Source organism: Azospirillum brasilense (assembly GCF_003349955.1).
GTDB classification, from domain to species: domain Bacteria; phylum Pseudomonadota; class Alphaproteobacteria; order Azospirillales; family Azospirillaceae; genus Azospirillum; species Azospirillum brasilense_B.
In genome coordinates, this window is record NZ_QLKQ01000043.1 from 50582 (window position 1) to 63758 (window position 13177).

Annotated in this window: 14 protein-coding genes; 6 read left to right on the forward strand and 8 right to left on the reverse strand. The window is 69.4% G+C overall.

Going from position 1 to position 13177, the window contains the following annotated elements; translation table 11 throughout:
- Positions 1 to 14 precede the first annotated feature (14 nt).
- The 3 genes from DXK32_RS19060 to DXK32_RS19070 all read right to left on the reverse strand — a co-directional run bounded on the left by DXK32_RS19060 (position 15) and on the right by DXK32_RS19070 (position 2561).
- The gene (locus DXK32_RS19060; protein WP_014240225.1) at positions 15 to 824 is read right to left on the reverse strand and encodes an ABC transporter permease; all 810 of its coding nucleotides are present in this window, start codon (positions 822 to 824) and stop codon (positions 15 to 17) included.
- A 24-nt stretch (positions 825 to 848) separates the two neighbouring features.
- The gene (locus tag DXK32_RS19065) at positions 849 to 1703 is read right to left on the reverse strand and encodes an ABC transporter ATP-binding protein (protein WP_014240224.1); all 855 of its coding nucleotides are present in this window, start codon (positions 1701 to 1703) and stop codon (positions 849 to 851) included.
- A 102-nt stretch (positions 1704 to 1805) separates the two neighbouring features.
- Entirely contained in the window at positions 1806 to 2561 is a 756-nt protein-coding gene (locus tag DXK32_RS19070) for an alpha/beta hydrolase family esterase (protein ID WP_162801250.1), read from the reverse strand.
- 251 nt (positions 2562 to 2812) lie between these two features.
- Here DXK32_RS19070 and DXK32_RS19075 point away from each other — a divergent pair, with 251 nt between their 5' ends.
- A complete protein-coding gene (locus DXK32_RS19075; RefSeq protein WP_114859964.1) occupies positions 2813 to 3478 on the forward strand; it encodes an ATP-dependent Clp protease proteolytic subunit in 666 nt (221 codons plus the stop codon).
- A gap of 6 nt (positions 3479 to 3484) precedes the next feature.
- On the opposite strand, the gene DXK32_RS19080 is transcribed toward DXK32_RS19075, so the two are convergent.
- Positions 3485 to 4666 carry an aminotransferase gene (locus tag DXK32_RS19080; RefSeq protein WP_114859965.1) on the reverse strand — a complete coding sequence of 394 codons (1182 nt, stop codon included), beginning with the start codon at positions 4664 to 4666 and terminating at the stop codon, positions 3485 to 3487.
- Positions 4667 to 4852: 186 nt separating this feature from the next.
- On the opposite strand from DXK32_RS19080, the gene DXK32_RS19085 reads away from it, so the two are divergent.
- Positions 4853 to 5167: a hypothetical protein gene (locus DXK32_RS19085; protein ID WP_162801247.1), complete on the forward strand. Its 315-nt coding sequence runs from the start codon at positions 4853 to 4855 to the stop codon at positions 5165 to 5167.
- A 30-nt stretch (positions 5168 to 5197) separates the two neighbouring features.
- Here the strand turns inward: DXK32_RS19085 and DXK32_RS19090 are convergent, their stop codons facing one another.
- Positions 5198 to 6430 carry a diaminopropionate ammonia-lyase gene (locus DXK32_RS19090; RefSeq protein WP_114859967.1) on the reverse strand — a complete coding sequence of 411 codons (1233 nt, stop codon included), beginning with the start codon at positions 6428 to 6430 and terminating at the stop codon, positions 5198 to 5200.
- Between the two features lie 186 nt (positions 6431 to 6616).
- Here DXK32_RS19090 and DXK32_RS19095 point away from each other — a divergent pair, with 186 nt between their 5' ends.
- Positions 6617 to 6898, forward strand: a complete 282-nt coding sequence (locus DXK32_RS19095) for a DUF2312 domain-containing protein (RefSeq protein WP_247877234.1) — start codon at positions 6617 to 6619, stop codon at positions 6896 to 6898.
- Between the two features lie 112 nt (positions 6899 to 7010).
- Here the strand turns inward: DXK32_RS19095 and fliN are convergent, their stop codons facing one another.
- Positions 7011 to 7313 carry a flagellar motor switch protein FliN gene (gene fliN / locus DXK32_RS19100; RefSeq protein WP_014240218.1) on the reverse strand — a complete coding sequence of 101 codons (303 nt, stop codon included), beginning with the start codon at positions 7311 to 7313 and terminating at the stop codon, positions 7011 to 7013.
- Positions 7314 to 7509: 196 nt separating this feature from the next.
- On the opposite strand from fliN, the gene DXK32_RS19105 reads away from it, so the two are divergent.
- Entirely contained in the window at positions 7510 to 8352 is an 843-nt protein-coding gene (locus DXK32_RS19105; RefSeq protein WP_114859968.1) for a sulfurtransferase, read from the forward strand.
- A 3-nt stretch (positions 8353 to 8355) separates the two neighbouring features.
- On the opposite strand, the gene murJ is transcribed toward DXK32_RS19105, so the two are convergent.
- Positions 8356 to 9906 carry a murein biosynthesis integral membrane protein MurJ gene (murJ, locus tag DXK32_RS19110; RefSeq protein ID WP_114859976.1) on the reverse strand — a complete coding sequence of 517 codons (1551 nt, stop codon included), beginning with the start codon at positions 9904 to 9906 and terminating at the stop codon, positions 8356 to 8358.
- 172 nt (positions 9907 to 10078) lie between these two features.
- On the opposite strand from murJ, the gene DXK32_RS19115 reads away from it, so the two are divergent.
- On the forward strand, positions 10079 to 10858 hold the full coding sequence (locus DXK32_RS19115; protein WP_114859969.1) for an alpha/beta fold hydrolase: 780 nt from the start codon (positions 10079 to 10081) through the stop codon (positions 10856 to 10858).
- Positions 10859 to 10948: 90 nt separating this feature from the next.
- On the opposite strand, the gene DXK32_RS19120 is transcribed toward DXK32_RS19115, so the two are convergent.
- On the reverse strand, positions 10949 to 12349 hold the full coding sequence (locus DXK32_RS19120) for a hypothetical protein (protein ID WP_247877235.1): 1401 nt from the start codon (positions 12347 to 12349) through the stop codon (positions 10949 to 10951).
- A gap of 269 nt (positions 12350 to 12618) precedes the next feature.
- On the opposite strand from DXK32_RS19120, the gene DXK32_RS19125 reads away from it, so the two are divergent.
- On the forward strand, positions 12619 to 13177 hold a 559-nt coding region (locus tag DXK32_RS19125; protein WP_114859971.1), incomplete at its 3' end, for a hypothetical protein.

Below are 13177 nucleotides of genomic sequence, written 5' to 3' on the forward strand. Positions count from 1 at the left end.
TCCATATGGCGCGGTCATCCCTGCGCGTTGGTCGTCTGCGCCTCCTGCGGGCGCCAGTGCAGAAGGCGTTTCTCGATGACGGTCACCACGGCGTCGATCACCACGACGAAGATCGTTAGGACCAGCATGCCGGAGAAGACGCCGACCGTGTCGAACACCCCCTCCGCCTGATGGATGCGGTAGCCGAGGCCGGCGGCGGAGCCGAGATACTCGCCCACCACCGCGCCGACCATGGCGAAGCCGACCGCGGTGTGCAGGCTGGAGAAGACCCAGGACAGGGCGGACGGCAGATAGACGTGCCGGAACAGGTGCCGGTTGCTCGCCCCCAGCATCTTCGCGTTGGCCAGCACCACCGGGCTGACTTCCTTCACGCCCTGGTAGACGTTGAAGAAGACGATGAAGAAGACCAGCGTCACCCCCAGCGCCACCTTCGACCAGATGCCGAGACCCAGCCACAGCGCGAAGATCGGCGCCAGCACCACGCGGGGCAGCGCGTTGACCGCCTTGATGTAGGGGTCGAAGACGATGGAGACCAAGGGGGCGCGGGCGAACCAGAAACCGAAGGCGATGCCCGCCACCGTGCCGATGACGAAGGCCAGCGCGGTCTCCAGAAGCGTGATGCCCAGGTGGTACCAGATCACCCCGGACGCGAAGTCGCTCCAGGTGCGTTCCAGCACCGCCAGCGGCGTGCCGAAGAAGAAGGGGCTCAGGATCTTCGTCGCGGTCAGGACGTGCCAGATCAGGAAGAAACCGATCAGCACGGCGACCTGCAGCAGCAGGATCACCGGGCGGCTCGGCAGGCGTTTCACACGGGCCACGGCCATGGGGTCCTCACGTCGGCTTGGACGTCATTTCAGTTTGGTTTGGGCGTAGCCCTTCAGCACTTCCTCGCGCAGCTGCCCCCAGATCTCCCGGTGCAGGTCGAGGAAGCGCGGCGTCATGCGGATCTCCGCCACGTCGCGCGGGCGCTCCAGATCCACCCGGTACTCGCCGATCAGCCGGGCGCCGGGGCCGGCCGACAGCACCAGCACCCGGTCGGACATGGAGATGGCCTCCTCCAGGTCGTGGGTGATGAAGACCACCGACTTGCGGTCCGCCGACCACAGGTCGAGCAGTTCGTTCTCCATCAGCTGCCGCGTCTGGATGTCGAGCGCCGAGAAGGGCTCGTCCATCAGCACGATCTTGGGATCGACGATCAGCGTCTGGGCCAGCGCCACCCGCTTGCGCATGCCGCCGGAGAGCTGGTGGGGGTAGCGGTCGCCGAAGCGGTCCAGCCCGACGCGGGCCAGCCAGGGGCGCGCCCGCTCCTCCGCCTCGCGCCGCGGCACGCCGCGGAACTCCAGCCCGGCGGCGACATTCTCCAGCGCCGACTTCCAGGGCATCAGCGCGTCGGCCTGGAACATGTAGCCGGCGTGCGGATTGATGCCATCGACCGGTTCCCCGAAGGTCAGGGCGCGCCCGGCGCTGGGGGCGAGCAGGCCCGCCGCGACGTTCAGGATGGTGGATTTGCCGCTGCCGGTCGGCCCGACGATGGACACGAACTCCCCCGCGGCCACCGACAGGGTCACGCCCTGGACCGCCGTGTAGGTCTGCCCGCGCCCGTCGGGCGATGGAAAGGTGCAGGTCACGCCGTCCAGGCGGAGCGCGGCCTTGTCCGCCCCCTCCGTCCGCAGGGCGGCCGCCACGGCGGCGCTGTCTGACATCAATGCGTTCCGTCCCTGATGGTCGTTTTCACGGCATCTTGGCGGAATGAGGCGGCCTCGGCAATGGGCACAGCCAACAATTGTTGCTGCGGATGGCGCGACTCAGTCCAGCCGCGCGAAGAAGGCCATGATCGCCGCCCCCACCCCTTGTGGCCATTGATGTGGGTAGAAGCGCCCATTGCGCGCGCGGTCGTCGGCCAGCGGGCACCACAGCACCGGGTTCTCCTCGCCTTCGGCGCCATAGCGCCGGCAGTTGAAGCGGTGCGGCTCGTCGGGCTCGCTGCCCGTCGGCAACCCGTCCTGGGCCAGCAGCGCACGGCGCAGGCGCAGGGCTTCGGAAACCGGTACCTGCTCGTCGCGCGGGTTGTGCAGGACCATGGCGGCGACCGGCCCGCCGCAGTCCTTGGGCCGCGCGGAGCCGCCGCCAAGGCTGGCCAGCCCGCGGATCACCCCGCCCCGCGCGCAGGCGAGGCTGTTGGCGAAGGAACCGCCCAGCGAATGGCCGACGACGAACACCCGGCCCATGTCGATGCAGTAGCTCGCCGCCATGCTCTCCAGAACGGCATCGAACAGCCGGAAATCGCGCAGCCGGTCCGGCGGGTCGCCGGGATCGGACCAGACGTTCAATCCGCGGGCGTCCTTCAGGCTCGCGGGATAGACGACGATCGCCGGCTCCTCCGCCTGCCCTTCCAGGCCGAAGTAGCGCCGCACCTCGGCGTTGCTGTTGGTCCGCCCGTGGAAGGCGACGACGAGGCTGTGCGGATGGTCGGGGCGATAGCCCTCCGGCACGGCCACGATCAGCCCACGCGCCGCCCCGTCCAGGGTCACATGGTCGGGCACCGTTGCCGGGGGTGGCACACCGCAACCGTCCGACCCGCGGCGCGGCGCCACATTATTAACCAATTCCGCCGATAAGCCCTGAACGGCCCACAGAATCAGCAAGGCCGCGGCGCAAAATGCGCAAAATTGTTTCACCATTCACAGCCCGATCGACCAACTCCCTTCATAAACAGCCTGTGGCAAAGGACGTTGCACGTTCGGACAGGCTCCGCGTTAACCATCACGCAAGCATTTCCCGGCACCCTCCTTCGCAGAGCAAGGAGGTTTCGATGCCGGTTCACGCGACTGCACGCATGATGGTTCTGGGGCTGCTGCTGGCCGTCGGCTCGTCCGGGGCCGCGACCGCCGACAGCCTCTCGGTGAACCGTCCGAACCCGGCGCCGCCTCCCGTCGCCTCCGACTTTCCCGACGCCACGCTGGTCCGCGTCGATCAGCTGGACTCCACCACGCTGCGGCTGGATGGCATCATCACCCCGGCCGTGGAGCAGCGCTTCTCCGACGCGCTGCGCAGCGTGCCGGCGGGCCAGCCGGTGGTGGTCGAACTGTCGAGCCCCGGCGGCTTCACCACCGCGGGCTACCGCATGATCGACCTGATGCTGGCGGAACGGCAGGCCGGGCGTGCCGTCGCCACCCGCGTGGCCGGCGGGCAGTCCTGCGAGAGCATGTGCGTCGGTCTCTATCTGGCCGGCTACCCGCGCTATGCCGCGCCGACCGCCGAGTTCATGGTGCACGCCCCGCGTCTGGCCGAGAACGGCCGGATGACGCTGCGCTCCACCGACCAGATGGTGAAGCGTCTGGTCGCGCTGGGCGCCGCCCCCGCCTGGATCGAGCGGGTGCGGGCCGCCGGCGGTTTCTCCGGCAGCCTCGACTACCGCGACAACGCCGACCATCTGGCGGCGGTGGGCGCCAACATCGTCACCCACCTGATCCGCTAAGGTCTTTTACGCTTCGCTTTCCACGAGACGCCGCGCGATCTCCGGCATGACCGCCGCGTCCACGTTGGCGAAGGCGAAGCGCAGGTAATCGTCCTGGCCGGGACCGAACATGGAGCCGGGCAGGCATAGGATGTTGTGATCGCGGGCCAGCCCCTCGGCCACGTTGTGGGCGCGCTTGCCGGCGAAGGGGTGCCGGACATAGGCGAAATAGGCGCCGATGCTGGCGATTCGATACCCGGTGCCGCTGGCCTCCATCGCCGATTGGAAGGCGTGGACGCGGGCCAGGATGTCGCCCCGCTTCTCCGCCACCCAGCCGTCCAGGGTCTCCAGCCCGAACAGCGCCGCCTTCTGGCCGACATGCGGCGCGCAGATGGCGAGGCAATCCATCACCTTGCGCGCCTGGGACAGCAGGCCGGCGTCGGCGATCACCGCGCCGACCCGATAGCCGGCGAGGCTGTAGACCTTGGAGAAGCTGTAGAGCTGGACCAGCGTGCGCTGCCAGCCCGGCCGCTGGAACAGCCCGTGCGGCGCCCGCCCCTGCCAGTCCGGGAAGTCGCGATAGGTTTCGTCGAGAAGCAGTTTGACATTGCGCCGCTCGCACAGTTCGTACAGCGCCGCGATGGCCTCGGGCGGGGCGATGGCGCCGGTCGGGTTGTTGGGGGAGATCAGCACCAGCGCACGGGTGCCGGCGTCGATCAGCCGCTCGGCCTCCGCCGGGTCGGGGATCAGCCCGTTCTCCTCGCGCAACGCCAGCGGCCGGGCCTCGATGCCCAGCATGTCCAGCGTCATCTTGTGATTGAAGTACCAGGGGGCGGGCAGGATCACGTTGTCGCCGGCCCGCGCCAGCCCCATCACCGCCACCGCGAAGGCCTGATTGCAGCCGGCGGTGATCAGCACCTCGCCCGCCGTCACCTCGCCGCCGTAGAGCGACCCGGTGCGCCGGGCCAGCGCGGCGGTCAGCGGCGGGATGCCGTCGATGGCGGTGTAGCGCGCCGTGTCCGGCGCCCGCACCTGCTCGGCCAGATGGGCGGTCAGCGCGTCGGCGGGCGGGTAGCCGGGCACCGCCTGACAGAGGTCGATCAGCGGCTTGTCCGCCGGAAAGCTGCGGCCTTCCACCCAGCGCCACGCCTCGGCGATGGGCGGGGCCTCGGTGGCGGCGACGAGCGGGTTGACGTCTCTGCGGTCCATTCCCTGGTGTCCAGTCTGCGGGGTCCGATTTTCTTGGGGCGCCATGGTGGACCGCCCCGCCGGGCTCGCGCAAGCGACCAGAGCGGGGCGGTTACACATGAGTGGGAACGGCGCTTCACGGCGTGCATCGCCTCTGATAAACTCAACCCGCTCCGCCAGACGCGGCACGACGAAGGCAGGATGACCATGGCCGACAACGACGATCTGAAGCCTCTGCTGCACAAGCTGATCGCCATCGTCGAAGGCACCGCCCGAGATGTGAGCGGGCTAAAGGCCGACGTTGGGGGCCTGAAGGCCGATGTTGGGGGCCTGAAGGCCGACGTTGGCAGCTTGAAGGCCGACGTTGGCAGCTTGAAGGCCGATATGATGATGGTGAAGTCGGAGTTGAAGGTGATGAACACCCGTCTCGATGGCTTCGAAAAGCGGTTGGACGACCAGGGGCGCATCCTGGCCGCCCTCGTCCCGACGCGCATTGCCGCCGTTCCCCCCGCCGCCGAGTAAAGCGACTCCTCCCCGTTTCCCGCCGGGCGGTCAGGCGCCGCCCAGCACCGCGTCGGGCTTGCGGCCCACCAGGGACTCATAGACATCGGGGTCGGTCGCTCCCTCCGATCCGAAGACCAGCACGCGGGCGTCCGGGGCGAGACCCAGGCTGGCGCGGGTCGCCGTGTCCGCCGCGGCGCAGAGCAGGCCGGCCAGACCGGCGACGCCGGACTCCCCGCCCACGATGGGCCGCCCGCCATGGCGCCCCTCGGCCAGCAGGCGCATGGTCGCCACCGCCGCGTCGTCGGGGATGGTCAGGAAATCGTCGGCGCCGCGCTCCAGGATCGCCCAGGCCAGCAGGGACACCTCACCGCAGGCCAGCCCGGCCATCAGCGTCTCCAGATCGCCCTTGGACGGCGTCGGACGGCCGTTGACGGCGCTCTGGTACAGGCAGTCGGCGGCGTGCGGCTCCACCACCACGAAACGCGGGCGCTGACGGCCCCAGCTTTCCCACAGATGGCCGCAGACGGCGGCGGGCAAGGCCCCCACCCCGCCCTGCACGAAGACGTGGGTCGGGCGCTCGCTGGCCGGAAGCTGGCCGATCGCCTCCTCCACCATCACGGTGTAGCCCTGCATGACGTCGCGGGGGATGTCCATGTAGCCGGTGTAGGAGGTGTCGGAGACGACGTGCCGGCCGTGCTCCCGCGCGTCCGCCGCCGCCTGCCGCACCGCGTCGTCGTAGTTGCCGGCGACGCGGACGACGCGGGCGTCGAAGGATTCGATCGCCTGCTGCCGCCCCTGCGAGCAGTTGCCGGGGATGTAGATGACGCAACCGCAGCCGAACACCTGCGCACCCCAGGCGACGGAGCGGCCGTGGTTGCCGTCGGTCGCCGTGGTCACCGTGATGCCGCGGGTCACCTTGGCGTAGCGCCCGACCACCAGATCCAGCGCGGTCACCGGCACGCCGGGCACGCGGGCCTGCACCTCGCGCACCAGAAGGCGCAAAACGGCGTAGGCGCCGCCCAGCGCCTTGAAGCTGTGCAGGTTGAAGCGGCTGCTTTCGTCCTTGTACCAGATGCGGTCGATGCCGGCGGCGCGGGCCAGCCCGCCCAGCGAGCGCAGCGGGGTCGGGGCGTAGCCCGGCCAGGCGCCGATCTCCGTCATCGCGTCCTGGAAGGCGGCGCGGCTCAGGATCGCCCGTTCGGCGGGCCCGTAGGGCTGGTCCGTGTCGGCGCGCGGATTCGAGAAGAGACGCGGGGTGCCAAGCGGCGGCAGGTCGGACATCGTGTTCGCTCTCCAGCGCCGCAAGGACGGCCGCAGCCACGAAAGCATTGCCGGCCACGCCGCGTCAAGCCACGCGCGTTGTTCCCGGACAAAGCGCCGCGAGCTGTGCTAACAGCGCCTCCCCCCGCGGCCCGGCAGGGTGCCGAAGGCGGCGGGGTCCCCGTTCCTGAAGGAGATGGTTCCGTCGTGACGACCGGTTTCAACACCACCGCCGCCGACCAATTGAAGCAGTTCGCCGACCGCATGGAGCGGTTGATGGACGAGATCGACGGCCTGAAGGCCGACCTGAAGGACCTGCGCGGCGAGGTCAAATCCGCCGGCTTCAACATCAAGGCGCTCGACAAGCTGGTCGCCATCCGCCGCAAGGACGCCGGCGAGCAGGAGGCCGAGCTGCTGAACGACCTGATGCTCTACGCCCACGCCACCGGCACGCCGCTGGACATCGTGGTCCCCGAGCCGGCCGAGTGACGATTTAAACAAAGGATCGTTGCGAAGCCGCATCATGATTGTTCCGGGGACGCAACATGACGTTTCGCTCCCGGAACATGTCGTTGCGCAAGCGCATCAAAGCGCAGAAGGCTTAGCGCTTCCACTCGCGGCTGGATTTCACGAAGTCGGTCAGGGTGACGCCGATCTTGTCATCCACGATGACCACCTCGCCGCGGGCGACGAGAACGCCCTCCACATAGACGTCGGTCGGGTCCTTCAAGTGTCGGTCCAGCTCCACGACGGCGCCGCGGCCGAGCTTCAGAAGATCGCGGACGCGCAGCATGGCGGTGCCGATGACCACCTTGATCTCGACCGGCGCGTCGCCGATGGCGAAGGCGTCGCTGCTCATGTCGTCGGACGAGCCGGCGCCCAGCAGATCGTCGATGTTGGCCATGCCGCCCTCCTTCACCCCGGGTCACCGGACCCTTGCAACCGACTAGAGGTACCGCACCGGGCGCGCCGGGGCAACGGCGACCGTCGTCACAGCCTGCGACAAGGATGGGAAACAACAGCGCAGATTTGGTTTTCCTGCGCCGCCTTGTGTTGATACCCTGCCTGCCAAACGTGAAACCAGCCGCGAAGGCAGAGCCATGACGACCGATTCTCAACGCCCGCTGGTGGACAGCGCCTGGCTGAAGGGCGCCCTCGACCACCCCGACCTCGTGGTTCTGGACGTGCGCACGCCGCCGGCGGGCGGCTTCATCCCCGGTTCGATCCATTCCGACTACGCCAAGGCCGGCTGGCGGGCGACGGTGGACGGGGTGCCTGGCCTGCTGCCCGACGCTGCCGTCCTGGAAGGGCTGATCGGCGGGCTGGGGATCGGCAACGGGGACCACGTCGTTCTGGTCGCCAGCGGCCTCAGCGCCGCCGACATGGGGAACGCGACGCGCGTCTATTGGACCTTCAAGACGCTGGGCCATGACCGCGTGTCGGTGCTGGACGGCGGCTTCGCCGCCTGGAGCGACGCCGGCCATCCCGTCGTCACGGCCGCCGCCACCCGCCCCGCAGCCACCTTCACCGCGGCCCCCCGCGAGGACTTGCGCGCCCCCCTGCCCGTGGTCGCGGCGGCGGTGGCCGGCGGCTCCATCCCGCTTCTGGACGCCCGCTCCGCCGAGCAATTCGAGGGCAAGGCCAAGAGCCCGCAGGCCCGCGTTCCGGGCACGCTGCCGGGGGCGGTGCTGATCGAAAACGGCGCCTTCTATTCCGCCGCCGGGAAGCGCTTCCTCCCCGCCGACGCGGTGAGGGCGCTGGCGGATGGGGCCGGGACGGGGGAGTCGACGATCACCTTCTGCAACACCGGCCACCTCGCCTCGGTGTCCTGGTTCGCGCTGAGCGAGGTGGCGGGGATCGACGGGGTCCGCCTCTATGACGGATCGATGTCGGAATGGACCGCCGATCCGGCCCGCCCGGTCAAGAACGGGCCGGCGGCGTAGTCCTCAAACGCTCTTGCGGCGCCGGCGAAACCGCCCCAGGTCCGACCGGCGCAGCAGGCCCAGCGCGACCGCCAGAACCGCGTAGACCAGCAGTCCGGCAAGGCCCAGCAGCACCAGCCCGCCCAACCGCTCGAACAGCCCATGGGCGGTCAGCCAGGACGACAGCTGAGTCTGCACCAACCACAGCGTGCCGCCCATGGCGAGCGCCGCGATGGCCATGCGCGGCAGGTTGCGCAGCAGCCGGGCGTCGGCCTTGAACAGCCCGCGCCGGGTCAGCAGCCACGCCAGCAGCCCCGCGTTGACCCAAGCGGCGACGGAGGTCGCCACCGCCAGCCCGACCTGGGCCAGCGGCCCCATCAGGGCCAGCTTCAGCGCCACGTTGACCGCCGTCGCTGCCAGCGCCACCCGCACCGGGGTCGCCGTGTCGTGCCGGGCGTAGAAGCCGTTGACGAGGCTGCGGATCACCACAAAGGCCGGCAGGCCCAGCGCGTAGGCTTGCAGAGTGGCGGCGGACTGCGCGGCGTCGGTCGGGCCGAAGGCGCCGTGTTGGAACAGCACCGACACGATGGGCAGACCGGCGACCAGGAAGGCGGCGGCGGCCGGCAGGGTCAGCACCAGCGACAGTTCCACCGCCCGGTTCTGGCTCTCCACCGCGCCCGGCTCGTCCCCGCCCTTGATGCGCCGGGCCATTTCCGGAAGCAGAACGGTCCCCACCGCGATCCCGATGACGCCCAGCGGCAGCTGGTTCAGCCGGTCCGCGTAGTAGAGGTAGGACACCGCCCCGGTCGGCAGCAGCGAGGCGATCAGCGTGTCGACGAACAGGTTGATCTGCGTCAGGCCGGAGCCCAGCGCCGCCGGCCCCAGCACGGTCAGGAACCGCTTCACGTCCGGCGTCAGGCGCGGCCAGGGCAGCCGCAGCCCCATCCCGGCCCGGCTCGCCTCCCAATACAGGTAGAGGAACTGCGCCAGCCCGGCGGCGAAAACACCCCAGGACAGGGCGTGGCCCACCGTGGGCATCAGCGGCGCGGCCAGCACCATCGCCGCGATCAGGCACAGATTCAGCAGGATCGGCGCCGCCGCCGCCGCCCCGAACCTCCCCATGCTGTTCAGAACGCCGGCCAGCAGCGATTCCAGCGAGATGAACAGCAGGTACGGGAAGGTGATGCTGGTGAACAGGACGGCCAGCCGGAACTTCTCCGGCTCGTCGGAGAAGCCGGGCGCGAAGACCGTCATGAACTGCGGCATGATCGCCAGGATGCCGGCCAGGAACAAAAGCTGCACCGCCAGCAACAGACTCATCACCTCCTCGGCGAAGCGCTTGGCGGCGACCTGCCCGTCCTGCACCAGCTTGGCGGAGAACAGCGGCACGAAGGCGGAGTTGAAGGCCCCTTCGGCGAACAGGGCGCGGAAATGGTTGGGCAGCCGGAACGCCACGAAAAAGGCGTCGGCCACCGGCCCGGCGCCGAGCAGCGCGGCGGTCAGGACATCGCGCAGGAAGCCAAGGACGCGGCTGACCAGCGTCAGCCCGCCGACGGACAGGATGTTGCGGAGCACGGTGCGTACGGGTCCTCTGATGGGCGGCGCCATCCTAGCGTTTTCCCGGCCCGCGTCACGCCTTTCGGCATGCCGGCCCGTGTGGAATTTGAAGGCGGCGGGCGGAAACGGTCTGCTAGGATCGCCGCCCACCCATTGTCCCATCCCCCACCTTCAGACAAGCGGAACGTCCATGCCCCAGGGTCTTCCCCTCACCTATCTGGAAGCCGGCGAAGCGAACGGCGGCACCCCCCTGCTGGTCCTGCATGGCCTGTTCGGGTCGGCGCGCAACTGGCAGACCCTGGCGAAGCGCTTCGCGGAGCGGCACCGGGTCTACGCGCTGGACCTGCGCAACCACGGCGGCGCCCCCTGGTCGGACGAGATGACCTACCCGGCGATGGCCGCGGACGTGCTGCGCTTCCTCGACGACCGCGGCTTCGCGCGGGCCTCGGTGGTCGGCCATTCCATGGGCGGCAAGGTGGCGATGACCCTGGCGCTGACCCATCCCGACCGGGTGGAGAGTCTGGCGGTGGCCGACATCGCGCCGGTCGCCTACACCCACACCCACGCCCCCTTCGTAGCGGCGATGAAGCAGGCCAAGCTGGAAGGCTGCACCCGCCGCTCGGAGGTCGAGGCGCAGCTGGTGGACGCGGTGCCGGAAGCCCCCCTGCGCTCCTTCCTGCTGCAGAATCTCGTTCTGGAGCAGGGGTCGTTCCACTGGCGGATCAACCTTGACGCCATCGGCGCCCGCATGGCCGACCTGATCGGCTTCCCGGATCTGGGCGACGCCCGGTACGACGGCCCCACCCTGTTCATCGGCGGCACCCGCTCCGACTACATCGTGCCGGAGAACCACGACGCCATCCGCCGCCACTTCCCCAAGGCCGCCATCGAGATGATCGAGGGCGCCGGCCACTGGCTGCACGCCGAACGCCCGCAGGAGTTCGCGGCGCTGGTCGAAGCCTTCGCGTAACTCCAAAAAGAAACGGGGGCCGCGAAGGCCCCCGTACTCACACGCTGGCGATGCTCAGTCCTATCAGAGCGCACCCTGACGGCGGTCTTTTCAGAGCGCACCCTGACGGGCGCCGGTCTTGGCGGCCGGGCCGGCGGACTGGTTGAAGGCGTCGCGCAGGTAGGGCGACAGCGCCTGCCGCATCGTGCGCAGCCACTCGTGGATGATGATCAGCGAGCGGGAGGCGACCGGCGGGGTCATGCCCAGCTTCACCAGATCCTCGCGGGTCATCTGCGCCACCTCGTCGATGCGGTGGCCGGTCAGGCGCGCCCAGGCCGGGGCCGTGCAGGGCGCCATGGAGATGACCTCCACGCCCTCGCGCTCCACCATCTCCGCCTTGCGGCGGGCGTACTGGCTGTCGTCGAGCTGCGAGAAGGGACCGGAGAAGCCGTTCTCGACCAGGACGCGCTTGGCCTTCGGGGCGATGGTGGCGATGCGCTCCAGCGTGTTCATGCCGGTGGACAGCGAGGCCAGATCGACGGTGACCGGCACCATGAAGGTCAGCCGCTCGCCCTCGCCGACATAATAGTCGAAGCCCGACACCTCGGCCCAGTTGAAGAACCATTGCGAGATGTTGCCGCCGAAGTCGTAGAGGCGGCCGCCGCGCTGCAGCTCCGGACCGATCTGGTCCCAGAACTCGTAGAAGCCATCGCCCGACCCCATCATGTTCATGAAGTCCTGGGTGATGCGGCGGTGCTCGACCACCTCCGGGCCGAACAGGCGGTTCAGGCGCTCGTTCACCTCATATTCGACGACCTTGAGCTGAAGGCCTTCGAGCATGGCGGTCGCCATCAGGTGATGGGACAGCAGCGTCTTGCCGACGCCACCGCGGTCGTTGAGAACGAAGATGGTGCCCAGCATGCGATCGCCTTTCCAGGGTCTGTTCGATGTCGAATCTTGAGGTGTTGAAACGTGAGGGTCCGGAGCTTTGGGAATCGGAGCCTGAGTGCGGGAGACGTCCGGAACCGGGGCCGGAGTCGGTTCCTCCGGCGCAGCGGCCGACGCCGGCCCCGGAACGGGGATCGGCTCCGGTTCCGGTTCGGGAGAGGATTCCAGCGGACCGGCTTTCGGCGCGCCGTCGGCCGCGCCCTCCGGTTCCGGTGTTTCGGAGTCCGGTGCGCCGGGTTCGGCCGCATCGGTTGTTTCCGCGACATCCACAGCCACAGCCGGTTCCGGCAGGTCGGTGGATTGCCCGGCGGCCAGGGCCGCGCGGTGCACCGCGTCCAGCGTTTCACGCGGGGTCGCGCCACCCGCCGCATCCCCGTCCGCGACGCCGTCGCGTCCCTCGTTCCCCACGAGGAAGAAGGCGGAGCGCAGGGTGACGGGCGAGATCGGCTGGTTGTCGCGGGCGGTGACCCCCAGCTTGGCCAGCACGTCGGAGATGTCCGCCCAAGACAGGCCACGCTCGCGCATCAGGCCGATGTCGGCGTAGCTTTCGCGGACGGCCTGCATGGCCGAGCGGCTTCCAGTCGGACGATCGGCAAGGAGCCGTTCCAGTTCCGCGCGATCAATCGACACCGTGTGTACCCGGCTTTGCGTGGTTCTGGGGAGGGGGTGGGTAGGATTTGTGATACCGCAGGATTCCGTTCCCCCCGGTGCGGAAAAAATAGTACAAGCGATTGGGGTGCGCAAACGGTTTCCAACCATGTTCAACCGCATTAAACCTGTGACACGGCAGCCTTCCCTGGTCTCCGCCGGGATCGCAGGATAGGGTCCGGCGTTTGGCGAAGATGCCCTATGATTTCCGATCCCAGGATCAGCGGACCGCCGACTCCGGGCGGACGCCGGGGACGCCCATCGGCTTCCACGAGCTGCGCCAGGCCTGCGAGATTTCGGCCCTTCGGGAGGATCTGGAACGCGTCCTCCAGGACACCGGCGCCCTGCGCGACAGCATCGAGGACGCGGTGGAGCAGGTGCGCCAGCGCTTTGCCGCCCTGACGGCGGAGGAACTGGCGAATTCCGAGACGATGGCGCCGCTGCTCCAGTTCGCCGTCTCCACCCTGCTGACCATCCGCGACGAGGCCCGGCGCATCAACACGCAGACCGGCCCGGTGGACGACGACGACCGTCCCACGCGGACCGTCGCCGATCCGCGCGCCCTGCCCTCCACCGGCACTCCGGCAGCAGCACCGCCATCCGTCCCGCAGCCCCCTCCCCCCCAAACCGCGCCACAGACCGCACCGCAAACCTACGCGCCGCCGCCCTCCGACGAGCCGGCCCAGTCCTTCGCCTCCGAACCGGAACGCGAGGAGAGACCCCCGCCGCCCTCGGCTCCGGCGC

Coding starts and splice junctions, on each gene's coding strand:
- DXK32_RS19060 (WP_014240225.1), bottom strand. CDS start 824: ATGGCCGTGGCCCGTGTGAAACGCCTGCCGAGCCGCCCGGTGATCCTG.
- DXK32_RS19065 (WP_014240224.1), bottom strand. CDS start 1,703: ATGTCAGACAGCGCCGCCGTGGCGGCCGCCCTGCGGACGGAGGGGGCG.
- DXK32_RS19075 (WP_114859964.1), top strand. CDS start 2,813: ATGCCGGTTCACGCGACTGCACGCATGATGGTTCTGGGGCTGCTGCTG.
- DXK32_RS19080 (WP_114859965.1), bottom strand. CDS start 4,666: ATGGACCGCAGAGACGTCAACCCGCTCGTCGCCGCCACCGAGGCCCCG.
- DXK32_RS19085 (WP_162801247.1), top strand. CDS start 4,853: ATGGCCGACAACGACGATCTGAAGCCTCTGCTGCACAAGCTGATCGCC.
- DXK32_RS19090 (WP_114859967.1), bottom strand. CDS start 6,430: ATGTCCGACCTGCCGCCGCTTGGCACCCCGCGTCTCTTCTCGAATCCG.
- fliN (WP_014240218.1), bottom strand. CDS start 7,313: ATGGCCAACATCGACGATCTGCTGGGCGCCGGCTCGTCCGACGACATG.
- DXK32_RS19105 (WP_114859968.1), top strand. CDS start 7,510: ATGACGACCGATTCTCAACGCCCGCTGGTGGACAGCGCCTGGCTGAAG.
- DXK32_RS19115 (WP_114859969.1), top strand. CDS start 10,079: ATGCCCCAGGGTCTTCCCCTCACCTATCTGGAAGCCGGCGAAGCGAAC.
- DXK32_RS19120 (WP_247877235.1), bottom strand. CDS start 12,349: ATGCAGGCCGTCCGCGAAAGCTACGCCGACATCGGCCTGATGCGCGAG.